We start from the raw sequence: 25,402 nt of genomic DNA on the forward strand, positions 1-25,402 counted from the left end.
GACAGCTGCCTTTCGGGGTGGTTCGGCGACAGAGGTGGTTCGGCGACAGAGGTGGGGCGGTGGCCGGGCGGCGCGGGTGGCGGGCCGGGCCGAACGGGGGTCAGGCCAGCAGCGAGCGGCCGATGATCTCCTTCATGATCTCGGTCGTGCCGCCGTAGATGGTCTGGATGCGGCCGTCGGTGAACGCCCTGGCGACCGGGTACTCCGCCATGTAGCCGTAGCCGCCGTGCAGCTGGAGGCAGCGGTCGGCGACGCGCTTTTGCAGTTCGGTGGCCCACCACTTGGCCATCGAGGCGTGGACGGCGTCCAGTACGCCCTCCGAGTGGTCGACGACGCACCGGTCGAGGAACGTGCGGGTGACCGCGCACTCGGTGGCCATCTCGGCGATCTCGAACCGGATGTGCTGGAGCTTGGAGAGCGGGCGCCCGAAGGCCTCTCGCTCCTTGACGTACCGGGTGGTGATCTCCAGGAGGTGCTCGGCACCGGCGATCGCGGCGACCGCGATGCCCATCCGCTCCTGGGCGAGGTTGGTCATCAGATGGATGAAGGCGCCGTCCCGCTCACCCAGGAGGTTCTCCTTGGGGACCCGGACGTCGTGGAAGAACAGCTCGGCGGTGTCCTGGGACTTCTGGCCGATCTTGTCGAGGTTGCGGCCCCGCTCGAAGCCCTCCGCCCCGCGCTCCACGACGATCAGGGACAGCCCCTTCGCACCGCCTTCCGGAGTGGTCTTCGCGACGACGATCACCAGGTCGGCGAGGATGCCGTTGGAGATGAAGGTCTTCGAGCCGTTGAGCAGCCAGTGGTCACCCCTGTCCTCGGCCGTGGTGCGTATGCCCTGGAGGTCCGAGCCCGCGCCCGGTTCGGTCATGGCGATGGCGGTGATGGTCTCGCCGGAGCAGAAACCGGGCAGCCAGCGGCGCTTCTGCTCCTCGGTGGCCAGGCCGGTGAGGTAGGGGCCGATGATGTCGTTGTGCAGGCCGACGGCCAGTCCGGCCGCGCCGGCCCGGGTGAACTCCTCGGCGAGCACCGCGCTGTAGCGGAAGTCGGCGTTGCCGCCGCCGCCGTACTCCTCGGGAACGGCGAGGCCGAGGAGGCCCTGCCGCCCTGCCGCGAGCCAGGCCTCGCGCGAGACGATGCCGTCCTTCTCCCACTGTTCGTAGTACGGGAGGACTTCCTTGGTGAGGAAGGTGCGGACCGTCGCGCGGAACGCGTCGTGCTCCTCAGTGAAGATCTGCCGCTGCACGGGGCCCCCTGGAGCCGGTTGTCGACGGTGGAGTCCAGCCGGGCGGCGTCGGGCCGTGCGGCATGGCGTTGTGCGGGGTGACGCCGGGCGGGGCGAGGTCCGCCCCGCCCGGTGGTGCGTGCTCCATCAGGCGCCGCCGTCCTTCCCCGCGGCGTCCGGGGCCGCGGTCCGGAGGCCCGGTACGTCCCAGTCCGCGGCGACGTCCTCGGTGTCCGCGCCGGGCCTCGCGGGCCCTCGGCGTACGGATACGGGCGTCTCGGAGAACCGCGGAGCGGGCGCGGGCTGGGTGAGGCCGCCGTGCTCGACGAAGGTGGAGCGGGCCGCGAGATGCGGATGGTGCGGGGCCTCGCGGAGCGAGAGGACGGGAGCGACACAGGCGTCCGTCCCCTCGAACACCGCGGTCCATTCCTCGCGCGTGCGGGTCAGGAACCGCTCGGCGACGGCGGCGCGCAGGTCGCCCCAGCGGGCGAGGTCCTTGCGGTCCGGGACCCGGTCCGCGATACCGAGCAGGGTGACGAACTCGTCGTAGAACCGCTGCTCCAGCGGTCCCACCGCCATGTACTGCCCGTCGGACGTCTCGTAGGAGCCGTAGAAGGGGCAGCCGCCGTCCAGGAGGTTCGAGCCGCGCCGGTCCTGCCAGCCGCCGGCCGCCAGCATCGCGTGGATCATCGTCGCGAGGTGCGCGGCGCCGTCGACGATCGCCGCGTCCACGACCTGGCCCGCCCCGCCGGGTGTGCGGGCGTGCTGGAGCGCGGCGAGGACACCGACGACGAGGTAGAGCGAGCCGCCCGCGTAGTCGCCGACCAGGTTGACGGGCACGGTGGGCGCCTCACCGGGCTTGCCGATCATGGAGAGGGTGCCGGTGAGGGCGATGTACGCGATGTCGTGCCCGGCCCGTTCCGCGAGCGGCCCGTCCTGGCCCCAGCCGGTCATCCGGCCGTAGACGAGCCGGGGGTTGCGGGCCAGACAGGCTTCGGGCCCGACCCCGAGCCGTTCGGCGACGCCCGGCCGGAAGCCCTCGATCAGGATGTCGGCGCGCTCCACGAGGTCGAGGACCGCGGCGGATCCGCCCCCGTCCTTGAGGTCGACGAGGACCGATCGCTTGTTGCGGTTGGTGAGGTCGTACGCGGGATCGATGCCGAGGCCCGAGCCGCCGGGGCGGTCGACCCGCACCACATCGGCCCCGAGGTCGGCCAGCAGCATCGCGGCGAACGGGCCGGGCCCGATCCCCGCCAGCTCGACGACACGTACCCCGGTGAGCGGGCCTCGCGGACTGTGCTCTGTCCTTGCCATCCAGGGCCTCTCTGGTGTGACACAACCGATGTAACATCAATGATGCTAAGAACGTGCCACGCTCCGCACAACCCCTGCGGCCTTCCGTTCGGAGCCGCGCCCGGCCCGTGTACCGGCATCCGGCCCGGTCGCGGTCCGGCCCTGTCCGGCGGATGAGCCCACAGCAGAGCAAGCGCTTGGTTTGTTCCCCTCGATCCTGCCTCATCACTCCGCCGCCCGGCCGCGCGCCACCATGTCCGGCTCCGCTAGCCTCTGCCTGCCACATCGGCACCGGCCCCTGCGGAGGTATGCGTGAACAGGCAGAACGGGGCGAAACGCCCTTATGACGTCGTCCTTTTCGGTGCCACCGGCTTCGTGGGCGTGCTCACCGCCGAATATCTGGCCGCGCACGCCCCGGCCGGTCTCCGCTGGGCGCTGGCGGGCCGTGACCGGACCAGGCTGGAGCGGCTGCGCGAGCGCCTCACCGCGATCGAGCCGGGCTGCGCCGCGCTGCCGCTGCTGGAGGCGGACGCGGAGGACGCCGCCGCGCTGGACGAACTCGCCGGGTCCGCCCGGGTGGTGGCCACCACGGTGGGCCCCTACGTCTGGTACGGCGAGAAGCTCCTCGCCGCCTGTGCCGAGGCCGGGACGGACTACGTGGACCTCACCGGCGAGGCGGAGTTCATCGACCGGATGTATCTGGCACACGACGCGCGGGCCCGCGAGACGGGGGCGCGCCTCGTGCACGCCTGCGGCTTCGACTCGGTGCCGCACGACCTGGGCACGTACTTCACGGTCCAGCAGCTGCCCCGCGACGTACCGATCACCGTCGACGGCTTCGTCCGCAGCAACGCGGTCTTCTCCGGCGGTACGTTCGCCTCCGCGCTGACCGCGATGGGCCGCGGCCCGCAGATGCTCCGGGCGGCCGGGGAGCGGCGTCTGCACGAGCCCCGGCTCGTCGGCCGACGGGTCCGGACCCCTCTGGGCACCCCGCACTTCAGTCCGCGGACCGGCACCTGGGCGCTTCCGCTGCCGACGGTGGACCCGCAGATCATCGGACGCTCGGCGCGGGCGCTGGAGCGCTACGGCCCCGATTTCCGCTATCGCCACTTCGCCTCGGTGAAGCACCTTCCGGTGGCCGTCGGCGGGACGGCGGCGCTCGGCACCCTGCTGGGGGCGGCCCAGATCGCGTCCGTGCGCGAGTGGCTGATGAGCCGTTACGAACCGGGGGACGGGCCCGACGCACAGCGCAGGAAGCGCAGCTGGTTCACGGTCCGCTTCGTCGGCGAGGGAGGTGGCCGCCGGGTGTACACGGAGGTGTCGGGCGGCGACCCGGGCTACGACGAGACGGCGAAGATGCTCGCCGAGTCGGCGCTCTGTCTGGCCCTGGACGAGCTGCCGGCGAGCTCCGGGCAGGTCACGACGGCGGTGGCGATGGGGGACGCCCTGCTGGAACGCCTGAAGTCAGCCGGTCTGGGCTTCCGGGTCGCGGCGGTGCGCTGAAACGGTCCTTCGGCGGTTGCCGCCGTCACAGGAGCCAGGCCACCAGGGTGTAGAGGATCGCCCCCAGCCAGACGAGCCCCACGGCACCGCCGAGCAGCATGCCCACCGCGATCCGGCGCTGGGCGGGGTGCAGCGGTGCCGTGCGGATGGCCGTACGAGAAGTGTTCATACGTACCAGCCTGCCGATCAAGATCGGCGGGCGCTATCCGTACACGTACTCAGGACCGCTGCTCAGGGCCGTCGCCGCCGTCGTCCGGGGCGGACACCCGCGCGGTCTCCTCGCGCAGCACCTGCCGGCACAGCGCGTCGGCCATGCGGGTCGTCTCCGGCTGCCGGAAACGCCGGGCCAGCCGCAGGGTGTGGGCGCAGGCGTTGTCCAGGCCGATCCGGTTGCCGACGGAGACGAAGACCGGCTTCGTGCCGTTCTGGGTGCGCAGGGCCCGGCCCACCACCTCGTCGCCGTCGAGCAGCGGTGAGGTGTCGCCGCGCAGCGGCCCGGGTGCTTCGTACGAAAAGGTGAACGGATTCTTGCCGACGCCGATGACCGGCAGGCCGGTGAGGACGCCGAGGTGGCTGGCCAGCCCGAAGCGGCGGGGGTGGGCCAGCCCGTAGCCGTCGCAGATGACGACGCCGGGGTCGACGGTCAGCGACTCCAGGGCCGCCAGCACGGTGGGCATCTCCCGGAAGGCGAGGAGACCGGGGATGTACGGGAAGGTGACGCGGCCGACGGCGGTGGCCTCGTCGACCACGTCCAGGGTCGCGGCGTCCAGGACGACGGCCGCCGCGACGACGATGTCCCGCTCTTCGTCGTAGGCGACATCCACCCCGGTCACCAGGCCGGTTCCGGGTTCCGGCCCGGTCTCGTCGAGCACCACCCGCGAACGCAGGGCGTCCTGGATCGCTCGTGCCTCGGCCTCGTCGGCGGGCGTCTCGACGGGGGGCGGCCCGTCGGCCGGCAGGGGGAGATTCGTCATAGTGCGGCCCAGCTTAGGCAACGGGCGCGCGGACGGACGCGGCGGGCGGGCCGGGGCGCCCTCGCACGGCTGTCCGGCGGCCCCGGCGGGTGGCCGGGATCCCGTAGCCTGACGATCATGTTCGTACTCGAATTGACCTACACCGCTCCGGTCGAGCGCGTCGAGGCACTGATGCAGGACCACGTCAGCTGGCTGGACGAGCAGTACGCGGCGGGCGTGTTCATCGCCTCGGGCCGCAAGAATCCCCGGGACGGCGGGGTGATCATGGCGGTCGGGGACGACCGCGCGCAGATCGAGAAGATCGCGGCGGCCGACCCCTTCGCGGCGCACCAGGTGTGCGCGTACCGGATCACCGAGTTCATCGCGACGAAGACCTCGCCCGAACTGACCTCGTACAAGCAGCAGTTGCCCGTCCGATAGCCGTACGGCGGCCCGGTCCGCGTGCGCGGAGGCCCGTCGTACGGCTGCGGCGGGCCGCCTCAGGAACCGAGCCGGGCCACCCTGCCGCGCTCCCCCGCGGCCCAGCAGCCGAAGTCGGGGGTGCAGTCGACGGTGTCGTACGAACCCGTGTCGACCGTGCGCCAGGTCCGGCCGCCGTCGCGGGTGAGGTCGGTGCCGGTCGGGCCGACGGCCAGCGCGGCGGACCTGCTGTGCGGCAGCCAGGCGACACCGGAGCGGTAGGCGGCGGGCGGGGCCGCCGACCGGCGCCAGCCGCGGCCGCCGTCGGCGGTCACCGCCGAGGCGTTCGGTGACGCCTGGTCAGGACGGTAGTCGCCGCCGACCGCGATGCCGTGCTTCCGGTCGCGGAAGGCGACGCCGAAGACGCCTCGCGCCGGGTCCCCCGCCGGGATGGCGGACTCGGCCGCCGTCCAGGTCCGGCCGCGGTCCCCGGAGTGCAGCACCCGTGCGGTGGCCGCGCCGCCGGTGGTCAGCCAGACGTCCTTGGGGCCCGAGCTGACCAGGCACTGGCCGCTCGCGGCGAAGCCCGCCTCGCCCGGCTGGGCCGCGGGCATCCCTGCGGAGGGCAGGACCTTCCAGTTGCGTCCGCCGTCCGCCGTGGACAGGATGCGGAACTTCCCGTCCACCGGGTCGCTCATCGCCAGGCCGTGCCGGCTGTCGAAGAACGTCATGCAGTCGTAGAAGGCGCGGGGGTCGGCGTTACGGAACGACTCCGTCCAGGTGGCTCCGCCGTCATCGGTGCGCAGGACCCGGGACGCGTCGCCTTCGCCGATGGCCAGCACCACCGCGCGGCGGCTGTCGAAGGCCTCGATGTCGCGGAATTCGAGGTCCGCCGCGCCGGGCGGCGACACGGTACGCCAGTTCCGGCCGCCGTCCGCCGTCCGCAGGACCGTCCCCTTCGTTCCCGCGACCCAGGCGGTGTCGCGGCTGACAGCGGCGAGCCCGCGGAAGCGTGCGTCGGTTCCGGTGCTCGTGAGCCGCCAGCCCCGTGCCGCTCGCGCCGCCTGTGCCTGTGGTGATGCCTGTGCCGCGTGGGCTGTTGGCCCCGCAGGCAGCGTCTGTGCTGTCGGTGCCGCCTGCGCTGTCGGCACCGCCAGTGCGGCGGTCACTGCCGCCCCGCACATCGCCAGCGACATCAGCCGTCTCGTCTTCCCCATGGCCCTCATGGCGCTGGAAGTTAACCCACGGGCGGCGGTCAGTCCAGGGTGCGGCACCCGGAACCGCGCGCCCGCACGGCGGCGTCGTGTTCGGTGACGCAGCTCACGCCACCCGCCAGTGCACGGATCCCGGAGTTCCGTCGTCTACTCCAATGCCGGGAGCCGTTCACCCAGCAGCGAGAGGGAGCAGGTCTTGTCCAGCGTTATCGAGCAGTCCGTGCAGGCCCGCATGGTCGCATCCGCTCCGCAGATGGAGACCCTGCCCGCCACCTTGCAGTACGACCGCAAGGACCCGTTCGCCGTACGCATGGCCTTCCCGGCCCCGGCGACCCTGGGAGGTACGGAGGTGTCGTGGGAGTTCTCCCGTGAACTGCTCGCCACGGGCGTGGACGCACCGGCCGGTGTCGGGGACGTACGGGTACGGCCGTTCGGTTACGAGCGGACGGTGCTGGAGTTCCATGCCGTCGAGGGCATCGCGATGGTGCATGTGCGCACGGCCGAGCTCCGGCACTTCCTCAAGCGGGCCCAGGACATGGTGCCGGCCGGTGACGAGCACCGGTTCCTGGACCTCGACCGCAGCCTCACCGATCTGCTGGGCGGTGCCTGCTGACACCCGGCGCGGGTCGGCGCCCGGGTCACAGCGGGTGACCTTTCTCCTCCGCAGGGCGCTAACGGTGAAGTAACGCCCAGGTCTTGGAACCGCCCGAGGGAGTCATCGCGGGGGCCAGCCCCCAGTCCCCGCCGCGCTCGTCCACGGCTGCGGCCAGCAGCCACATGCTCTCGCTGCGACGCTGACGGCATTTCTCGTGGCGCTCGGCCACGTCGTGCGCCGGGTGCTGGTCGTAGAGGGTGATGCGCAACGCGTCGAACTGCCAGTGGACCTTCAGTACCATCTCGCGGTCGGGCGTGAACCGGTAGGCCGCCGCGACCAGTTCGGACGCCGCCAGGACCGCCGTCTCGCACAGGTCGGCGAGTCCATGTCTCTCCAGCAGTTCACGCACCGCGCCGCGGGCCAGCCCCGCGCAGTACGCACCGCCCGGCAGGGCGAAGGAATAGCTGAGATTGTCCGGCACCGGTGGGCGGGGTCCCTCGGGAAGGGAGGCCGGGAGGCCACGGAGTGCGCCCTTCATCCAGATACTCACATTTCTCGTACATGTGGGGGGCGATCACACACAGGCACGGTCGCCCCGTGTGAGACTTGCGCTACCGACCGTAGCTCACACCGGAGCACAGTGCTACTACTTGTGTGGTTCCGGTCATTTCGCCGATCCCTCACCCGGAAGGACCTCACCGTGCCGCCCAGGAGCACCCCGACGGCCAGACAGCAACGCCTCGGCTACGAGCTGCGCAAGCTGAGGGAACAGTCCGGGATGTCGGTCCAACAGGCCGCCGCCCTGCTGGGAGTCGACCGCACCCGCATCCCGAACATCGAGTCGGGGCGCTTCGGCATAAGTTCCGAACGGGTACGGACCCTGGCCTTCAATTACGGCTGTCCCGACTCCGGACTGGTGGACCTGCTCGCCGAGATGGCGCAGGAACGGGCCAGGGGGTGGTGGGAGGAGCACCGCGGACTGCTCCTTCCGGGCCTCCTCGATATCGCCGAACTCGAATACCATGCAGTGGAGTTGAACACATCGACCACAACCCACATCCCCGGCCTGCTGCAGACCGAGGAACACGCGCGGGCGGTGTTCGACACCGCCGATCCCCAGCTGCCGGGACCGGACCTGCTCGCCCGGCTGTCGCTCCGGCTGCGCCGACAGGAGGTGCTGGTGCGGGAACGTCCCCCGCTGTACGAGGCGGTGATCCACGAAGCGGCGCTGCGCATGCAGTTCGGGGGTCCCAAGGTGAGCGGCGCCCAACTGGCGCACATCCTGGACCAGTCGGAGCGGGACCGGATCACCGTCCGGGTGATCCCCTTCACGGCAGGCGGTTTCCCCGGAGCCGGGCAGTCCTTCACCTACGTCGGCGCCGCGGTCGCGCACCTCGACACCGTGCAGCTCGATTCCTCGCACGGCTCGATGCTGCTGGACTCCGATATGCAGCTACGCCGCTACCGGGGCCTCCTGGACCGGCTGCGCTCGCTCGCTCTGCCCGTCCAGGAGTCACGCGACTTCATCAGATGCATAGCCCAGGACCTCTGAGGAGAGAGACCATGACCGAAATCAGCTGGGACGAAGCCTTCTGCAGCGAAGGCGCGAACTGCTTCCGCTTCGGCCGGGACGACCAGGGAAGGGCCTACATCGGGTCCACCACCGACACCGGTACATACGTCAGCGACTCCATGGAGGCGCTGCACGCCCTGATCGCCGCGGTGAAATCCGGCGCCGCGGACCATCTGCTCTGATCCGCCCCATCCCCCCACCGCTCACCACCGCGAACGCCCCGTGCCCCGTGCGACGCTGCTCCGAGTACGCCGACAGCTCTGAGCAGCCCCCCACCGGGGGTCCGCCGGTGCCGGCCGCCGCCCTGATAAATCCCGACAGAAGTTGTCCGGTACCCCGGTTAGCTTCGCGGGCATGGAACAGAAAGCGGACCGGAACATCATCATCACCGGGGCGCGCGAGAACAATCTCCGCGATGTCTCCCTCACCCTCCCCAAGGGCCGTATCACGGTCTTCACCGGGGTCTCCGGCTCGGGCAAGTCCTCCGTCGTCTTCGACACGGTCGCCGTCGAATCGCAGCGGCAGCTGAACGAGACCTTCACCTGGTTCATCAGGAACCGGCTGCCGAAGTACGAACGGCCGCATGTCGAGTCCGTCGAGAACCTGTCGGCGGCCATCGTCGTCGACCAGAAGCCGCTGGGCGGCAATGTGCGCTCCACCGTCGGCACGATGACCGACATCTGGTCGGTCATCCGGGTGCTGTTCTCCCGGCACGGCACCCCGAGCGCCGGTGAGGCGACCGCGTACTCCTTCAACGACCCCCACGGGATGTGCCCTCGGTGCGACGGGGTGGGACGCACGGTCCGCCTGGACCTCGACCGCGCCGTGGACCCGTCGAAGTCACTGAACGAGGGGGCCCTGCTGCTGCCCGGACTCTCGGTCGGCAGCTGGGAATGGAATCTGTACGCCGGATCGGGGCGCTTCGACAACGACCGGCCGCTCGGGGAGTACACCGAGGAGGAACGCCGGCTCCTCTTCCACGGAGCGGGGTTCAAGGTCCGCCTGGATCTGCGGACGGGCTCGGCCGACATGCGGTTCGAGGGCATCGTGGACCGCTTCAACCGGCTCCACCTGAACCGGGACACCGGGTCGCTCTCCGAGAAGCGGCGCGAGGCCGCGCGCCGCTTCACCGTCGAGGCGGTGTGCGACTCCTGCGGCGGCGCCCGGCTCAACGCGGCCGCGCTCGCCACCCGTATCGACGGGCTCTCCCCGGCCGACTACGGGAGGATGGAGGTGGACGACCTCATCGGCGTACTGGCGAGGATCGAGGACCCGGTGGCGGCACCGGTCGCCCGTGCCGCCCGCGAGCGCCTGGAGCGGCTGGCCGGGATCGGGCTCGGCTATCTCAGCCTGGACCGGGAGACCACCACACTGTCGGGCGGCGAGGGGCAGCGCCTCAAGATGGTGCGCCATCTGGGGAGTTCGCTCACCGGTCTGACGTTCATCTTCGACGAACCGAGCGTCGGTCTGCACCCGCGCGATGTCGGACGGCTCAACGACCTGCTGGTACGGCTCCGCGACAAGGGCAACACCGTACTGGTCGTCGAGCACGACCCGGATGTGATGGCCGTCGCCGATCATGTCGTGGACATGGGTCCGGCGGCCGGTGCGGAGGGCGGGCACGTCGTCTTCGAGGGGACCTTCGAGCGGCTGCGGGCGGCCGACACCCTCACCGGCCGGTGCCTGCGCCGCCGCATGCCGCTCAAGGAGACCGTCCGCTCCCCCGTCGGGTGGCTGCCGGTGTCCGGCGCCGCCCTGCACAACCTCAAGGGCCTGGACGTGTCGTTCCCCGCGGGCGTGCTGACGGCGGTGACCGGGGTGGCCGGTTCCGGCAAGTCCACCCTGGTCTCCGAGGTGTTCACGGCGGCGTACCCGGAAGCGGTGGTCATCGACCAGAGCGCCATCACCGCCTCGTCCCGCTCCACCCCGGCCTCGTACATCGGCGCGCTGGACACCATCCGCAAGGTCTTCGCCAGGGAGAACGGAGTCGACGCGGGACTGTTCAGCTTCAACTCCTCCGGGGCCTGCGCCGAGTGTGCCGGGCGCGGCCTGATCTTCACCGACCTCGCGTTCATGGACCCGGTCACCACGGTCTGCACGGTGTGCGAGGGACGCCGGTTCCACGACGACGTGCTCGGGCACCGGGTCGGTGGCAGGTCCATCGTCGACGTACTGGACATGACGGCGTCCCAGGCCATGGAACTGTTCGAGGATCCGGCGCTGCTGAGGAGACTGCGGACGCTCGACGAGGTCGGACTCACCTACCTCACCCTGGGCCGGCCCCTCGGTTCGCTCTCGGGCGGCGAGCGCCAGCGCATCAAGCTGGCGACCCGGCTGCACCGCACCGGCAGCGTGTACGTCCTGGACGAGCCCACCACCGGTCTGCACATGGCGGACACCGGCGTCCTCGTGGACCTGCTGGACCGGCTGGTCGACGCGGGCAACACCGTGATCTGCGTCGAGCACAGCATGGATGTGGTCAAGCGGGCGGACTGGGTGATCGACCTCGGCCCCGACGGCGGCAGGAACGGCGGCGAGCTGGTCTTCGAGGGCACCCCGGCGGCGCTGTCGGCGCACCCCACCTCGTTCACCGCGGCCTGTCTGCGCCGGGACACGGACGGCGAAGCGGGCAGCGAAGCGGGCAGCGGACAGCCGGCCGGCATCAGCGGAACCGGGCTCCGTGCCCACCTGTGACCTGCACACATAACGGTACGTAAGCGGACGCCCCCGGGGACGGGCTTGGCTTCGGCCTTAACGTCGCTTTAACCTACGGTCACGTAACCTACGAAGCCGTAGGTAATTCTCCCGTCCCCAGGAGCTCCCCGTGACGATCACCTCTCCCCACCTCGGCAGTTCGAAGGCGTGGACCGACGCCCAGCTGCTGTACGCGCTGGAAGAGGTGGTGGAGAAGGAACTCAACCGCCATCTCAAGGTGGCCAAGGACTGGATGCCCCACGAGTACGTCCCGTTCTCGGACGGCCGGAACTTCCCCGGTGTCTTCGAGGACGGCGACCCGTGGGCACCGGACCAGTCCAAGGTGACCGACATCGGCAAGATCGCGTTGGTGGTGAACCTCCTGACCGAGGACAACCTCCCCAGCTACCACCACGAGATCGCCTCCCTCTTCGGCCGCGACGGCGCCTGGGGCACCTGGGTGCACCGCTGGACGGCGGAGGAGGGCCGGCACGGGATCGTGATGCGTGACTACCTGCTCACCTCGCGCGCCGTCGACCCGGACAAGCTGGAGCAGTTCCGCATGGCGCACATGGCGGAGGGCTTCGAGTCGGACAACCGCCACTCGATGCTGCACTCCGTCGCGTACGTCGCCTTCCAGGAGCTGGCGACCCGGGTCTCGCACCGCAACACCGGCCACCAGTCGGGCGACCCGGTCTGCGACCGGATGCTGGCCCGGATCGCGACCGACGAGAACCTTCACATGGTCTTCTACCGCAACCTGCTGGGCGCCGCGTTCGAGCTCGCCCCGGACCTGACCATGCAGGCCGTGCGCGATGTCGTCGTGAACTTCCGGATGCCCGGACACGGCATGCCCGGCTTCGAGCGGGCCGCCGCGCAGATGGCGATCGGCGAGATCTACAACATGCGCATCCACCACGACGACGTGATCCAGCCGGTCCTGCGCTTCCTGAAGGTCCTCGACATCGACGGGCTCGGCCCGGAGGGGCTGAAGGCGCAGGAGGAACTGGGCCTGTACATGGGCGGACTGGACGTCGAGGCGTCGAAGTTCGACGAGAAGCTCGCCGCCCGCAAGGCGCGGATGGCCGCACGCGGCCGGTCCTGACCACTACCGACCGGTCCTGACCGCTCCAGGCCCGGTCCGCCGAGCGCCGGACGCCCCGCACCGCGGGGGCGTCCGGCGCTCGCGCCGTTTTCCCCCCGCCCGTCATTCCGGTGCGGTCACCTCCGCGTACGCCACGTCCCGTACATCGGCCGCCGGGTGCTGGCGCAGCATGCGCAGCCGGGTGCGCCAGGGGCCCGTCCAGCCGGTGCGCCGGCCGCCGGCCACCGTCAGTTCCGCGGCGAACAGCCCCTCGGCGGTGTCGCCGCTCTCCGTGAGGCGTGCGGCGACGACGAGCAGGGTGTCGAGGTCGCCGGACGGCGCCGTGTCCGGAGCCGCCGTCCGCCGGCCGAGGGTGCGCGCGGTACGGGCGGCGAGCACCGGACGCCCGTGGTGCAGCGCGGCGAGCCGGACCAGCGCGGAGTGCACCGGCTCCGCCTCCGCGTCCAGGTCCACGGCGTGCGCGAGCAGATCGGCGGCCTGCGGCACGAGGTCCCGGTAGGCGGCGAGGACCTCCCCGGCGGCGCTGAGCACCGGCCGTGTCCGCCCGCGCCGGGCCGCGGTCCGCCGGCCGAGCGTCTCGGCCAGGTACACCACCCGCTGCCGGGCGGGCCTGTCCCGCTCCGCGCCCGCCTCGTCGGCCGTGTCGTCGGTGGCCAGTGCCGTCAGTACCCGGTTGAGCGCGTCCGCCGCCTCCGGGGCCTCCCCGGCGGCCCCGATCAGCGCGTCGGCCGCGGACCGCCAGGTCCCGCGCCGGTCCAGGAAGGCGATCGTGTCCACCAGGAGGCCGCATGCCTCGGGCGCCCACGGCAGCCAGCGGGCGAGCGCGTGGTGGCCCCGGGCGGCGAGTTCCTCGTCGTCGGTGTCGCAGACCCGCCGGACCAGCCGGGCGTACCGCTGCCGGTGCCCGGCGGCCAGTTCCGCCGGATGTGCGCGCAGCACGGCGGAGCGCAGCGCGCGGTCGCCGCCCGCCGCGTCGGTCATCACCTCCCACATGCGCTCGTCGTCGAGCAGTGCCGTACCGGACGCCACGCAGGCGGCCCGTACATCGGGGTGCTGGTCGGGAAGCCCGTACGCGTGGGCGAGCAGCGCCGCCGCGCGCGCGGTGGGCAGCCGGGCCGCCGCCAGCCGCACCACTTCCTTGCGGCTGGTCACCTTGCCGGTGCCGGGCGCCATGTGCGCGGCCAGCAACTCCTCCAGCCGGGACGGCCGTACGAGGAGGGCGGCCCGGCCCGCCGCGTGGACCGCGACACGGGCGCGGTCGTCCCCGGCGTGCGCCAGCAGGCCGGGCAGCACCTCGGCCGGGCTGTCGGTACGGGCGAGGGCGGCGAGCGCCGCCTCGGCGAGCACGACGGTGGGCGAACCGGTCCAGGGGCGCAGGGCATCGGCGCCGATCCCCGGCAGACCGGCCAGCTGCTTGATGGCCACCGCCCGGGACCACAGCGGCAGTCCCTCGTCCCGGGCGGTCCGTTCCAGGTCCCGCGCGGCCGCCCGGTGCTGACGCGGCACCCAGCGGACCGCGTCGGCGCCCACGGGTACGGTCCAGGGGGTGGCGCGCCCGAGGAACCGTCCCCAGGGCGGTGTCTCCCCGAGGAAGCGGTCGAGCAGATCGGTACGGCGTCCGGTGAGCACCCGCTGCACGGCGGGCAGGGCCGCCGCCGAGGGGTCGCGGTCCAGGACGCGTTCGACACGCTCGTCCTGGGGCGCGGACGGCTCCAGCCACAGCCCGATGGCGGCGCGGGCGCCGGAGTCGTCGCCGTACAGGACGGCCTGCCGGAGCAGTTCCTGGAGGCCGGGCATGGCGGCGGCGCGGCGTCCGACGGCCCGGGTGAGGGCCAGGACGAGCCCGTAGTCCGACCGTTCGGCCCCCGCTTCCAGCCAGGGCCGCAGGGCCTCGAACACGGTGTGCTCCTGGCCTCGGCGCAGGGTCCGGTCGAGCCGGCCGAGATCGGCGCTGCCGCTGTTCCCGGTGATCCGGACCAGGGTGCGCAGGGCCCAGTTGAGCAGGGCGCGCTGCCCGGTGACCGCGTGTTCGCGCAGGACCGCCACGGCGAAGGCGCTGAGCGCCGACCGGGTCGCCGCCGAGGAGTCACGGGCCTCCACCGCGTCGGCGGCGATCCGGTCCAGCAAAGGTTCCACGGCGTCCGTGCAGAGCGCGGGCGGGGTGGCGAGCAGGGCGCGCAGCGCGGCGGAGCGGACCGGGTCCTGTTCGTTGCGCAGCCGGAGCATGTCGTCGAGGACGGTGGCGACGGCGGCCGGGTCGGCGGAGCGGCCCGCGTTGCGTATGAGCAGCGACCAGCCTTCGGCGCGGTCGTCGGCGGCGGGCGCGCGGGTCGCGGCCAGCAGCCGTTCGCGTACCTCCGCGACCGGCAGATACGACTCGGCGAGCAGCACCGTGTTCCGGTCGGCGCCCCGGTCCCGGGCCCGCGCGGCCATCCGGCGGGCCACGGCCGCCACATGGCTCCGGGGCAGCACGTCCAGCAGCGTGGTGTCGACGGTCCGGGCCGTCCCCTCGCCCCGGCTGCCGAGGACCTCTTCGCAGAACGCGCCGCGGCGGCCCGGCGGCAGGGCCAGGATCAGCCGGGCGAGCAGATCCCCGGAGTCCGCCGCGGTCCGGCCGAGTTCGACGAGGAGCGCGTCGGGGACCGTCCGGGCGAGGCGGCGCAGCAGGACCCCGCTGAACACTCCGCGCGGGGGCAGCGCGAACCCGTCGGGTCCGAGGAACAGCCGTACGAACCGGACCGGGTCGGCGGCGAGGAGCCCGCCGAGCCCGCGGCGCACCGGGAGTGCGGAGGGCCCGTGGAGCTCCAGGAGGCCGAGGACCCGGTGCGGGAGGTGCGCCGCGGCGGCGGTCACCCCGCGGTCGTGGCCGTACCACTGCCACCATGCCTCTCGCCGTGTCCCGGACCGCGCCGCCAGGTCGCGTTCCGCGGCGTCGAGGAAGGGGCGGGGGTGGCGGGCGCCGAGCGAGCTCCAGCAGCTCACGGAGCGGAACAGTCCGGGCAGCAGGCGGTCCACCACCGCGGCCGAACAGCCGGGCAGCAGACGGGCGGCCTCGGTGTCGCCCCAGGTCTCCCGCAGGGGGCCTATCAGCCGGTCGGCGAGGCCGGTGCGGCGGTCGGCGACGATCGCCCGGATCAGATGACGGCGTACGGCGGCCGGCGCGTCGTCGAGCGCCGCCTCGTAGGCAGCGTCCGGTACACCGAGGCTGCGCGCCACCCGCAGCGCCACGCCCCTGACCCGCGGATCCCCGTCGGCGATCCTCGCCCCGATCCACCCGGCGTCGCCGCCCGCGGCCGCCGCGACGACGGCGAGATGACGCTCGTACGGATCGCCGCCCTCCAGCTCCTCCAGGACCGGCCGCAGCACCCCGTCGGCGGCCAGGCGCCGTGCGCGCACGGCGAGTTCCCGCATCCGCCGCGGATAGGGCAGGGGTTCCAGGGCGTCGAGGAGAGTGCAGGCCAGGACGAGGGGCTGGGCGTCGGTCATGGGGTGATTCTGCCGTGCCGGACAGGATCACCCCAGAGGTTTACGCACCGTATCCACAAGCCGCCCCGTCCCTCGGGACGGGGTCCCGGGGGTCACCACGCCGCCTCCTCGTAGTCCTTGAGGAAGACACCGGACAGAGGCGATCCGGCCTCGCCCCGCACGATCGGGTCGTAGACCCGGGCCGCTCCGTCGACGATGTCCAGCGGGGTACGGAAGCCTCCCGCGGCGAGCCTGCGCTTCTTCGGCGCCGGGTTCTCGTCCGTGATCCATCCGGTGTCCACGGCGCACATGTGCACGCCCTGCGCGGCGAGTTCGGCACCGCTGGTGCGGGTGAGCATGTTCAGCGCGGCCTTGGCCATATTGGTGTGCGGATGCCCGCCCGTCTTGTTGCGCACCGCGAACCGCCCTTCCACCGCCGTCACGTTGATGATGTAGCGGCGGGGCGCCGGCGCGGCCAGCAGCAGCGGCAGCAGCCGGTCGCAGAGCAGCGCGGGTGCCAGCGCGTTGACCAGCTGGGTCTCCAGGAGTTCGGCGGGGTCGAGCGAACCGATGCGCGCGGACCAGGAGTTGACGGGTGCGGTGTCCGGCAGCAGCCCGGCCTCGTCGGCGTCGGGCAGCAGGAGGGCGAGGGCGCCGCGGGCGGACGGGCCCTCGACGGCGGACATCGGCGCGTAGCCGGGCGCGCCGAGCACACCGGGCGGCAGTTCCCCCCGCTCCCCCGCGGTGAGCAGGGCGTAGGCCCCGGGGGGCCGCCGTACGGTCTGCGCCGCGTTGTTGACCAGGATGTCGAGCGGTTCACCGGCTTCCCTGAGGCGCTCGCAGAGACCGAGGACCTGGCGCGGGTCGCGGAGGTCCACGGCGAGCACGGTCAGCCGGCCGAACCATTCCGGGCTGTCGTCCACGGCCCGGAACCGGCGCAGCATCGTGCGGGAAGCGGGTGGTGACGAGGAGTTCGGCACCGTCCCTGAGCATCATCAGGGCGAGCTGGAAGCCGATCTTGACGCGGCCTCCGGTGAGCAGGGCCCGGCGTCCGGACAGGTCGGTGGAGAGCCGCCGGCGGGCCCGGTTCCGCGCGGAACAGCCGGGGCAGAGGCGGTGGTAGAAGGAATCGACCTGCCGGTAGGGCGACTTGCAGATGTAGCAGCGGTGCGACCGGTTCAGGACACCCGCGGGAGCGGAGTCGTCGGGCGGCGTGGCGAGCGGTGCGTCCTCACGCCGTCCGAGGGCGCCCGTGGCGGTGGCCGAGACGACGGCGGCGTCCGCCTCGGCACTCCGGGCGCCGAGCGCCTTGCGGCGTTTGACCCGGCCGTCACGGGTGAAGGAGGCGGCGATCTGCTCGGCGCGGAGCCGGACCGGGTCATCGGCGGGAAGCGCGCGGAGCCGCCCGACGAGCCGGCTGAGGTCCGCCAGCTCCTGATCGGTGACCCGCGTGCCGGTGCGAACGTCCTCGTCCGCGCGGTCACGGTCCCGTGCCGCCGCGTGCGGATCCATCGTCCTGCTCCCCCCGTGACCCCCGCCGGATTCGAACCGGCGTCCTTCCGTATGCCATACGGACGCGTCTGCCTCTGCGCTACGGGGCCCCGAGGGGAGCCGGTCTGCCCGGACAACCGGATTCGAACCGATGTGTCCGGTTCTGGAGACCGGTGCGCCTGCCTCTGCGCTACATCCGGGCATGGGGCAGATACTAACGAACAGTTACCGCCGCGTCCTCATGATTATGTCCATGGGTACGGGATACGTACGGGGATACGCACGGGGGCGGGGTCAGGCCCTGTCGCGCCCGACTCTGCGCAGGTGCTCGCGCTCCTTCTCGGAGAGGCCGCCCCAGACGCCGAACCGCTCGTCGTTGGCGAGTGCGTACTCCAGGCAGGCCACCCGTCCCTCGCAGGCGTTGCACAGTTGCTTGGCCTCGCGCGTCGAGCTGCCCGGGGCCGGGAAGAAGAACTCGGGCCCGGCCTGCGCGCACAGCGCGGTCTCCTGCCAGGCGAGCGCGTCGTCGGTCACGGTGTTGATCAGCATGGGCCTCACGGTGCCCGGTCGCGATAAACGACCGATCAACGATTCATCAATCCGGGTGACGGCACGGGCGGAACGGGCCCGCCAGGGGCGTCCGGTGCGCGCCCGCCCCTGTGTCCCGGACGGTCAGCCCGCCTGCCTCGGCTCGGGCTTCATCACCGCGAAGACCGCACCGTAGGGGTCGGCGAGATTCGCCATCCTCCCCACCTCCGGTACGTCCATGGCCGCCAGGGTCTCCCTGCCGCCGAGCCGCGCGGCCTCGGCCACCGTGGCATCGACGTCGTCGACCGTGAAGTACGGCAGCCAGTGCGGGCCCAGCGCCGCCTGGGCCGGTGAGTCCGCGAAGGGGACCAGGCCGCCGAAGCCCAGGTCGGGTCCGGTGCCGGCGGTGCGCAGGACGGTGTACGCGTAGTCGCTGCCCTCGAACGGCATCTTCTCGGTCTGCCAGCCGAAGACCTTGCGGAAGAACGCGGCCGCGGCGGGCACGTCCGGGGTGTAGAGCTCGGCCCAGAGGAAGGAACCCGGGTCCCCGATGACACCGAGTCCGGGATTCTCCTTCGGCTGCCAGACACCGAAATACGCCCCGGCGTTGTCGTTGAAGCCGGCCATGCGGCCGAACTCCATGACGTCCATCGGCTCGAACGGCACGGTGCCGCCCGCCTGCTCGACCTTTCGGGCCGTGGCGGAGGCGTCGGAGGTCTGGAAGTAGACCGACCACGCGCTCTTCGACTCGCTGTCGGGGACCGTCATCACACCGGCGGCCGTACGGCCGCCCAGCATGTACATCCCGTAGCCGCCCGTCTCGGGGCCGCCGGGGAGCAGGTCCCAGCCGAACAGGCCGCGGTAGAAGGCGGTGGCGCCGTCGAGATCGGGCGTGCCGAGGTCGATCCAGTTGGGGGCGCCGTCGACGAACGTCGGACTGGACATGTGTGCTCCTTCAGCGAGTCCCGTTGTCCCGCTTGTCCTCCTGCGCGGTCTTGTCCCTGACTCTCCGAGTCTGGCACCGGACACGGACGGCCGCAGTCCGCGCGGGGCCGGGGGCACCGCGCGGACCCCGGGGGCGGGGAGCGGCGCGAAAGGCGCGGGCGCCCCGGCGCAGGGCCGACTCCGGCCCCGCGCCGGAGGGTGGAAGCACTCGGCCGATGGGGTGAGGAGCTGCCCCCGGGCCCCCGCGCGGGCCGGTGTCACGACCGTGCCGGGACGGTCCGGGCCGTCCGGACACGGTCGTGATGATCGCGTGTACGCCATGCCGGCCAGCGTAGGGGCGGCCGTCCGGGGCGGCCGAGGCGTTGCGGCGGCGCGTCGCCCTCCTCTTCGGCTCAGCGGCTCTTCGGGCTCAGCGGCGTACGCCGAGGGCCGGGAGCACCGTCTCCGCGACCCGGTAGGCCTCCTCCAGCAGCGGGTTGCCCGAGAGGATGAAGGTGTCGGCCCCGAGGTCCTGGAACTCCCGCAGCCGTTCGACGACCTGCGCCGTCGACCCGACCACCGCGGTTCCGGGACCCGGACGGAACAGGCTCATGCCCGGCCACATATTGGGGTGGACCTCCAGTTCCCGGGCCCTGGCGGGCACCGTGCCGCCGTGCTGGCGGAACTGGCGCTGCCAGCCGACCCCGTCCTCCCCCGCCCGGTCGCCGAGCTGCCGTGCGTACGTCGCCTCGCTGGTGACGTCCAGGAGCCGGTCGGCCGCCGCCCAGGCCTCGTCCTCGGTGTCACGGACGATGAGGTGGAGCCGCAGACCGATGCGGAGCGTGCGGCCGTACGCGGCGGCCCGTGCGCGCACCCGGTCCAGCTTCTCCTTGAGCAGGTGCGGAGGCTCGCCCCAGGTGAGGAACACATCGACGTGCTCGGCCGCCATCTCGATGCCGGGCGCGGAGGAGCCGCCGAACCAGAGCGGGATGTGCGGGTCCTGGACGGGCCTCAGCTCACGGAAGGAGGCGCCCGCGTTCTTCAGGTCGTAGAAGCGCCCCTGGTGGTCGAAGACCTCGCCCGCGGTCAGCCGCTTCACGATCGACCAGTACTCGGCGCTCAGCGCGTACCGCTCGTCGTGCTCCACATGGAGTCCGTACTCCTGGAGGGACTTGGTCGAGCCGTTGACAACATTGAAGCGCAGCCTGCCGCCGAACAGCGTGTCGAAGCTCAGGGCCATCTTGGCCAGCAGGGTCGGTGAGATCAGGCCCGGGTGGACGGCCAGCAGCGGCTTGAACCGGGTGCTGGTGGAGGCGGCGAGCGCGCTGCCGAGGGGCCAGACGTCGTACAGGTCGGTGGCGAGCAGCGCACCGCTGTAGCCGAGCTGTTCGACCGTACCGGCGAGCCGGCTCAGATAGCCGAGGTCGACGGGCCGGCGCCCGGCGGGCTCCCAGGGGTAGGCGCCCTCGCGCGGGATGATGTACCAGAGGACTTCGGTCGGCATGGTGCTCAGGCCGCCTTCGTCGCGGAGCCGGACGGGCGGGCGACGGCCGTGGCCACGGTCACGGGCCGCTCGATGAAGCCGGTGCGGTGGAAGATGTCGGCCGCCTCCTGCTGCTCGGCGAGGAATTCCTCCGTCACCGCCTCGATCCGCCAGGGCAGCGCACGCAGCGCGCTCTCCCAGTCGTCGGCCTCGCCGCCCAGGTCGGCGGCGGCGATCTCGGCGGCCCGGCGCGGGTGGGCGGCCGCCCAGTCGTCCGCGCGCTGAAGGGCCCGGCCGAGCGCCTCGACGACCTCGGGCCGGCTCTCCGCGAAGCCGCGGCGGGTGAAGAACACCGACCGGTCGGTGATGACGTCGCCGGTCCGCACGAGGGTGCGCAGCCCGCCGGTGCGGCGCGCGGCGGCGAGCTCGGCACCCTGGGCGACCCACGCGGTGATGTCCCCGGTGCGGAGGAGCTGTTCGCTGTCCGGCGAGCTCCGTACGGCGGTGATGTCGTCGGCGTACGAGAGACCGGCGTCGTCCAGCGCCTTGGCGATGAGGTGGGTCTGCCAGGAGCCGACCGCCAGGTGGACGACCGCCCCCTTGAGGTCGGCGACGGTACGGAGCGGGCTGTCCTCGGGCACGAGCAGGGCGCCGTGCTCGGGGCGCGGGGCGGAGACGGCGGTGTAGACGAGGTCGTGGCCCGCCGCCTGGGCGGTGACGGGCGGGGTGGAGCCGGTGCCGCCGAAGTCGATGACGCCCCGGGTGAGGAGTTCGCCGGTGCGGACGCCGTTGCTGTACGGGTGGAAGACGACGCTCTCCCCGAGCGGGGCCAGCTCCTCCTGGGCGAAGCCCAGCCGGGAGAGGTGGTACAGGTGGAACAGGGACGGGTTGCTGCTGTGGACACCGATGGTGACGGTCATTCAGATCACTCCGATTTCGGTACGTTCGGGAGCCGGTGCGGGACCGGCGGCGGGCGCGGAGGGCGGGGCCGGGGACGTGGCCGGGGGCGTTTCGACCCCGAGGTCGTGGAGCAGGCGTCTGCGCAGCGCGACGAACGCGGGGTCACCCGGATCGCGCGGCCGGCCGACGGCGACCGGTTCGTCCGTGACGAGCCGCCCGTCGCGCAGGACGGCGACCCGGTCGGCCAGCCGTACCGCCTCGTCGACGTCGTGGGTGACGAACAGCACGGCGGGGCGGTGCCTGCGGCACAGTTCACCGACCAGGTCCTGCATCTTCAGCCGGGTCAGCGCGTCGAGTGCGGCGAACGGTTCGTCCAGCAGCAGCAGTTCGGGCTCCCGGACCAGGGCGCGGGCGAGCGCGACGCGCTGGGCCTCACCTCCGGAGAGGGTGGCGGGCCAGGCCTCGGCGTGCCGTTCGAGGCCGACTTCGGCCAGCGCCCGCAGGCCGTCGGCGGAGCGGCCGCGCGGCAGGGCGACGGTCACATTGGCGAGGACCTTCTTGGACGGTACGAGGCGGGGTTCCTGGAAGACGACGGTGCGGGCCTCGGGGACCAGCACCTCTCCCCCGTCCGCGCGGTCCAGGGCCCCCAGGATGCGCAGCAGGGTGGTCTTCCCGCTGCCGCTCGCCCCGAGCAGTGCGACGAACTCGCCCCGGGCGATGTCCAGTTCCAGGTCGTCGAGGACGGCGCGGGCGCCGAAGACCCGGCGCAGTCCCCGTACGCGTACGGCGGGCGCGGTCGTCGCGTGGCCGGTCATCGGGAGGCTCCCCGGGGGGTGCGCCACGGCATCAGGACACGTTCCAGCAGCCGTACGGCGATGTCGGCACTCAGGCCCAGCAGGCCGTAGACGAGGATGCAGACGGCGAGGATGTCGGTGCGCGCGTAGCTCTGGGCCTGGGACATCAGATAGCCGATGCCCTCGGTGGCGTTGATCTCCTCGGCGGCGATGAGCGCGATGACACTGAGGGTCATCGACAGGCGCAGTCCGGCGAGCAGGGACGGCAGGGCGCCGGGCAGGACGACCTCGCGGACGATGCCGAGGCGGCTCATGCCGAAGCTGCGCATCGCCTCGATGAGCTTGGGGTCGGTGTCGCGCACGCCGCTCGATGCCGACACGTACATCGGGAAGGTGGTGGCGACGGCGATGAGCAGGATCTTGGCGGTCTCGTTGATGCCGAACCAGACCATGAACAGCGGCACCAGGGAGAGGAACGGGATGGTGCGCAGGGTCTGGAGCGAGGAGTCGAGCAGCTCGTCACCCAGCCGGGTGAATCCGGTGGTGATGCCGAGGGTCAGCCCGGCGGCCAGTCCGATGAGCAGGCCGAGACCCGAGCGGGTCAGGGAGGTGGTGAGCGCGTCGGGCAGCTGTCCGTTGCCCCACAGCTCCCCCACCGCGCGGACGACCTCGGCGGGCGATGCCAGCACGTCCGCGGTCAGGACTCCGGTCGCCGATGCCGTCCACCACAGGGCGAGCAGGGCCACGGGGCCCAGTGCGCGGACCGTCAGGGAGTGGACGCGGCTGCGGGGCCGGCGCACCTGCGGGCGCGGGGTGACGAGGGAGGCGGTCGCGGTGTCGCTCATGTCAGCTTCTCGATGTCGAGGAGATGGGCGGCGACGTCGACCTCGGTCCTGGTGACCTTCTGTTCGGCGTAGAAGGCGGCGACGTCCTTGAAGCGGGTGATGTCCTCGGGGCCGATCGGGTCGACCGTGCCGCCCTGGGCGGTGAAGCCGGTCTGGACCTCCTTGGCCCTGCCGGTGACGGCGGTGGGGCCGACGTCGGTGAAGACGTTCAGATAGGCGGCCGGGTCCCGCTTCTCCTTGGCGCTGGCCTCGTGGAGGTAGCGGTAGAGGGCCCTCACGACGTCGGGGTGCTGTTCGGCGAAGTCCGTACGGACGGCGTTCAGGCTGTAGTTGTCGGAGCCGATGGCGGTGCCGTCGGCGACGAAGTGGGCCTTGCCGCTGCCGATCTCGGCGACCGCGTAGGTGGCCCAGACGGCCCAGGCGTCGACCTTGCCCGCGTTGAAGACGGCGGCGGTCTGGTCGGGGCGCAGATAGACGCGCTCCACCCCGTCGGCCGGGATGCCCGCCTTGGCGAGGGCCTTGAGCAGCAGGTACTCGCCGGTGCCGCCCTGGTTGACGGCGACCTTCCGGCCGACGAGGTCGGCGACGGTCTCGATGCCGGAACCGTCGCGGACGAGGATGCCCTCGCCCGCCGCGTCCGGGTCGACGGCGGTGAAGAACGTGAAGCCGGGGCGCTGGGCGAGCGAGGTGATGCCGGAGGTGATGGAGCCGGTGGCGATGTCGAGCTGGTCGGCGTTCATCGCCTGGGCGGCCGGGGCGAAGGGGCCGGCGCTGCCGGTCCACCGCACCTTGGCGCCCACCTCGCCCAGCGCCTTGTCGAGGCTGCCGTCCTTCTTGCCGAGGGCGAGGACTCCGGAGTTCCCGGGGTCGGGGATGCGCACGGTGACCGTGCCGCCCGCACCGGAGCCGGTGGCGCCGTCGCCCCCGGATGTCCCGCATCCGGTGAGCGCGAGAAGCGCGGTGGCCGTGAGCAGGGCGGGGAGTGCGGCCTTGCGGAGTGGTCGGGTCATGTTCATGTGGCGGGAGTCCTCGGGGATCGGGAGGCGGGAGGAGTTCGGATGCCGGGGGTGCCGGCCGGGGCGGTGTCCGGACCGGCGGGGGCGGGGCGCGCGCCGTTCAGGGCGGCGGCTCGGCGGAGCGGTCCGGGGTCGGCCCAGGCGGCGATGTCGACACGGCCGTGCAGGAATCCGTGGGCGTGCAGCGCGGTCTCCTGCTGGGCGAGCAGGGCGAGGCGCCGCGGTGAGAGATCGGGGTGGAGGGCGAGGTGGGTGCCGGGGCGGTAGGCGCCCGCGACACCGTCGGCACCGGCCCCGGTCTCGGCGCCGAGGATCCGGGCCACATCGTCCGGCCGGCCGGTGGCCCAGTCGGCGGCCCTGAGCAGGACGGCGAGGAACCGGTCGACGAGGCCGGGGTGCTCGTCCAGAAGGTCCTGGTGGACGGTGATCGGACGGGGGGTTCCGTTGTTGACCCGGAAGTGGCGGTCGGGCAGTTCGTCGAGTTCGACGGCGACCTCCGCACCGGAGCGCCGGGCCGCCTCGACCGCGAGTGCGCCCTTCACGTACACCGCGTCGACGTCCCCGCGCCGCAGCGCGGCGAGCTCGGCGGCCCACTGCCCCTCGTGCCCGTCGGCCGGGACGTCCACGGGTACGGCGTCCGCGAGGCCCAGTCCGACGGAGGCGAGCGCGCCCTCGAAGCCGCGCAGGGCCATGGCCCGCCAGAAGTCGATGGCGATGCGGTGCTTCGGCACGGCGATCCGCAGTCCGCGCAGCGCCTCGGCGCCCCGGATGCCGGAACCCGGCGCGACGAGCACGCTCTGGCGCTCCTCGATCCAGGTGAGCCCGATCAGCCGGGTCCGCTCGCCCCGTGAACGTGCCCACAGGGCGGGCACATTGCCGCCTTCGCGGAACAGCGCGGAGTGCTCGTGGGTGAAGTGGGCGGCGCGGTCCGCACCGGGGGCGACGTCCTGGAGCGAGCGCACCTCGATGCCGTCGGGGGCGAACTCGTCGCCGAGCCAGCGGAGATCGGCGGCGACACCGGTGGCGGTGGGTACGGGACAGCGGGTGAACCAGAGTGTCCGGGGCCGGACGGCGGCATGCGTCATGGGGTCATCCCGGAGGGTCGGAGAAGGTCGGGGTCGGGCCGGGTGCGCCCGACCGGACCGGTCGGGCGCCGCGCCGCGTGCAGGGCGCGGGAAGGGAAGGGGAAAGGGGCAGGGCGGGGTACGGGCGGGACATCACCCGTGGCGCCGCGGCCGGGCCCCGGGGCGGCCGGATCACCCGCGGACGGGCGCACGGCCGTCGCGGGGGCGCGGCGGGGGCGGTCAGGGGGCCCGTGGGAGCCCCGGGGTTTCCGGCGCGTCCCGGGGAGAATCCGGGAGGGGCCGGGAGTACCCGGGCGGGC

At 72.6% G+C, this 25,402-nt stretch carries 22 protein-coding genes, 2 tRNA genes and 1 pseudogene; 7 read left to right on the top strand and 18 right to left on the bottom strand.

What is annotated here, in order from left to right; all coding sequences use genetic code 11:
* Positions 1–100: 100 nt before the first annotated feature.
* A complete protein-coding gene (locus tag ACIGJO_RS16845) occupies positions 101–1,243 on the bottom strand; it encodes an acyl-CoA dehydrogenase family protein (protein ID WP_399958526.1) in 1,143 nt (380 codons plus the stop codon).
* 126 nt (positions 1,244–1,369) lie between these two features.
* On the bottom strand, positions 1,370–2,536 hold the full coding sequence (locus ACIGJO_RS16850; protein WP_399958529.1) for a CaiB/BaiF CoA transferase family protein: 1,167 nt from the start codon (positions 2,534–2,536) through the stop codon (positions 1,370–1,372).
* A 291-nt stretch (positions 2,537–2,827) separates the two neighbouring features.
* Here ACIGJO_RS16850 and ACIGJO_RS16855 point away from each other — a divergent pair, with 291 nt between their 5' ends.
* Positions 2,828–4,018 carry a saccharopine dehydrogenase family protein gene (locus ACIGJO_RS16855; protein WP_399958533.1) on the top strand — a complete coding sequence of 397 codons (1,191 nt, stop codon included), beginning with the start codon at positions 2,828–2,830 and terminating at the stop codon, positions 4,016–4,018.
* Between the two features lie 25 nt (positions 4,019–4,043).
* Here the strand turns inward: ACIGJO_RS16855 and mmpA are convergent, their stop codons facing one another.
* Both mmpA and ACIGJO_RS16865 read right to left on the bottom strand, forming a co-directional pair.
* Positions 4,044–4,187, bottom strand: coding sequence for a morphogenic membrane protein MmpA (gene mmpA, locus ACIGJO_RS16860; RefSeq protein ID WP_266925802.1), 144 nt, complete (start codon positions 4,185–4,187; stop codon positions 4,044–4,046).
* Between the two features lie 49 nt (positions 4,188–4,236).
* Positions 4,237–4,992, bottom strand: coding sequence for an endonuclease V (locus ACIGJO_RS16865; RefSeq protein ID WP_399958537.1), 756 nt, complete (start codon positions 4,990–4,992; stop codon positions 4,237–4,239).
* Positions 4,993–5,109: 117 nt separating this feature from the next.
* Here ACIGJO_RS16865 and ACIGJO_RS16870 point away from each other — a divergent pair, with 117 nt between their 5' ends.
* Complete coding sequence (locus ACIGJO_RS16870) at positions 5,110–5,412, top strand: YciI family protein (protein ID WP_399958540.1); 303 nt, start codon at positions 5,110–5,112, stop codon at positions 5,410–5,412.
* A gap of 59 nt (positions 5,413–5,471) precedes the next feature.
* Here ACIGJO_RS16870 and ACIGJO_RS16875 read toward each other — a convergent pair whose 3' ends face one another.
* Positions 5,472–6,617, bottom strand: coding sequence for a WD40/YVTN/BNR-like repeat-containing protein (locus tag ACIGJO_RS16875; protein WP_399958543.1), 1,146 nt, complete (start codon positions 6,615–6,617; stop codon positions 5,472–5,474).
* Between the two features lie 184 nt (positions 6,618–6,801).
* Here ACIGJO_RS16875 and ACIGJO_RS16880 point away from each other — a divergent pair, with 184 nt between their 5' ends.
* Positions 6,802–7,218: an SsgA family sporulation/cell division regulator gene (locus tag ACIGJO_RS16880; RefSeq protein WP_399958546.1), complete on the top strand. Its 417-nt coding sequence runs from the start codon at positions 6,802–6,804 to the stop codon at positions 7,216–7,218.
* 58 nt (positions 7,219–7,276) lie between these two features.
* Here the strand turns inward: ACIGJO_RS16880 and ACIGJO_RS16885 are convergent, their stop codons facing one another.
* Positions 7,277–7,681, bottom strand: a complete 405-nt coding sequence (locus tag ACIGJO_RS16885) for an ATP-binding protein (RefSeq protein WP_399958549.1) — start codon at positions 7,679–7,681, stop codon at positions 7,277–7,279.
* Between the two features lie 219 nt (positions 7,682–7,900).
* Between ACIGJO_RS16885 and ACIGJO_RS16890 the strand changes: the two genes are divergently transcribed.
* The 4 genes from ACIGJO_RS16890 to ACIGJO_RS16905 all read left to right on the top strand — a co-directional run bounded on the left by ACIGJO_RS16890 (position 7,901) and on the right by ACIGJO_RS16905 (position 12,572).
* Positions 7,901–8,752 carry a Scr1 family TA system antitoxin-like transcriptional regulator gene (locus tag ACIGJO_RS16890; protein ID WP_399958552.1) on the top strand — a complete coding sequence of 284 codons (852 nt, stop codon included), beginning with the start codon at positions 7,901–7,903 and terminating at the stop codon, positions 8,750–8,752.
* Between the two features lie 11 nt (positions 8,753–8,763).
* Complete coding sequence (locus tag ACIGJO_RS16895; protein WP_399958555.1) at positions 8,764–8,955, top strand: hypothetical protein; 192 nt, start codon at positions 8,764–8,766, stop codon at positions 8,953–8,955.
* A 172-nt stretch (positions 8,956–9,127) separates the two neighbouring features.
* Complete coding sequence (locus ACIGJO_RS16900) at positions 9,128–11,467, top strand: ATP-binding cassette domain-containing protein (RefSeq protein WP_399958557.1); 2,340 nt, start codon at positions 9,128–9,130, stop codon at positions 11,465–11,467.
* Positions 11,468–11,597: 130 nt separating this feature from the next.
* Positions 11,598–12,572 carry an acyl-ACP desaturase gene (locus tag ACIGJO_RS16905; RefSeq protein WP_399958560.1) on the top strand — a complete coding sequence of 325 codons (975 nt, stop codon included), beginning with the start codon at positions 11,598–11,600 and terminating at the stop codon, positions 12,570–12,572.
* A gap of 102 nt (positions 12,573–12,674) precedes the next feature.
* On the opposite strand, the gene ACIGJO_RS16910 is transcribed toward ACIGJO_RS16905, so the two are convergent.
* The 12 genes and pseudogenes from ACIGJO_RS16910 to ACIGJO_RS16965 form a co-directional block, all read right to left on the bottom strand.
* On the bottom strand, positions 12,675–16,058 hold the full coding sequence (locus tag ACIGJO_RS16910) for a hypothetical protein (RefSeq protein ID WP_399958563.1): 3,384 nt from the start codon (positions 16,056–16,058) through the stop codon (positions 12,675–12,677).
* 92 nt (positions 16,059–16,150) lie between these two features.
* A pseudogene (locus ACIGJO_RS16915) lies at positions 16,151–17,549 on the bottom strand (SDR family oxidoreductase).
* A gap of 16 nt (positions 17,550–17,565) precedes the next feature.
* Positions 17,566–17,638: transfer RNA gene (locus tag ACIGJO_RS16920), tRNA-Ala, on the bottom strand.
* 18 nt (positions 17,639–17,656) lie between these two features.
* Positions 17,657–17,728 (bottom strand) — tRNA-Trp (locus ACIGJO_RS16925).
* Between the two features lie 94 nt (positions 17,729–17,822).
* Positions 17,823–18,077 carry a WhiB family transcriptional regulator gene (locus tag ACIGJO_RS16930; protein ID WP_266925784.1) on the bottom strand — a complete coding sequence of 85 codons (255 nt, stop codon included), beginning with the start codon at positions 18,075–18,077 and terminating at the stop codon, positions 17,823–17,825.
* A gap of 123 nt (positions 18,078–18,200) precedes the next feature.
* Positions 18,201–19,001 carry a VOC family protein gene (locus ACIGJO_RS16935; protein ID WP_399958566.1) on the bottom strand — a complete coding sequence of 267 codons (801 nt, stop codon included), beginning with the start codon at positions 18,999–19,001 and terminating at the stop codon, positions 18,201–18,203.
* Positions 19,002–19,410: 409 nt separating this feature from the next.
* Positions 19,411–20,484 (bottom strand): LLM class flavin-dependent oxidoreductase, encoded by a 1,074-nt coding sequence (locus ACIGJO_RS16940; protein WP_399958569.1) that lies wholly within the window; start codon positions 20,482–20,484, stop codon positions 19,411–19,413.
* 5 nt (positions 20,485–20,489) lie between these two features.
* Positions 20,490–21,383 (bottom strand): ABC transporter substrate-binding protein, encoded by an 894-nt coding sequence (locus tag ACIGJO_RS16945; protein ID WP_399958572.1) that lies wholly within the window; start codon positions 21,381–21,383, stop codon positions 20,490–20,492.
* Positions 21,384–22,178, bottom strand: a complete 795-nt coding sequence (locus tag ACIGJO_RS16950) for an ABC transporter ATP-binding protein (protein ID WP_399958575.1) — start codon at positions 22,176–22,178, stop codon at positions 21,384–21,386. It abuts the gene before it with no gap.
* Positions 22,175–23,002, bottom strand: a complete 828-nt coding sequence (locus ACIGJO_RS16955; RefSeq protein WP_399958578.1) for an ABC transporter permease — start codon at positions 23,000–23,002, stop codon at positions 22,175–22,177. Before ACIGJO_RS16955 ends, ACIGJO_RS16950 begins: the two co-directional genes overlap by 4 nt.
* Positions 22,999–24,018 carry an NrtA/SsuA/CpmA family ABC transporter substrate-binding protein gene (locus ACIGJO_RS16960; protein WP_399958581.1) on the bottom strand — a complete coding sequence of 340 codons (1,020 nt, stop codon included), beginning with the start codon at positions 24,016–24,018 and terminating at the stop codon, positions 22,999–23,001. The genes ACIGJO_RS16955 and ACIGJO_RS16960 overlap by 4 nt, the downstream gene beginning before the upstream one ends.
* Complete coding sequence (locus tag ACIGJO_RS16965; RefSeq protein WP_399958584.1) at positions 24,015–25,103, bottom strand: ABC transporter substrate-binding protein; 1,089 nt, start codon at positions 25,101–25,103, stop codon at positions 24,015–24,017. Before ACIGJO_RS16965 ends, ACIGJO_RS16960 begins: the two co-directional genes overlap by 4 nt.
* Positions 25,104–25,402 lie beyond the last annotated feature (299 nt).

Source organism: Streptomyces sp. NPDC079020, from assembly GCF_044542225.1.
Classification (GTDB): domain Bacteria; phylum Actinomycetota; class Actinomycetes; order Streptomycetales; family Streptomycetaceae; genus Streptomyces.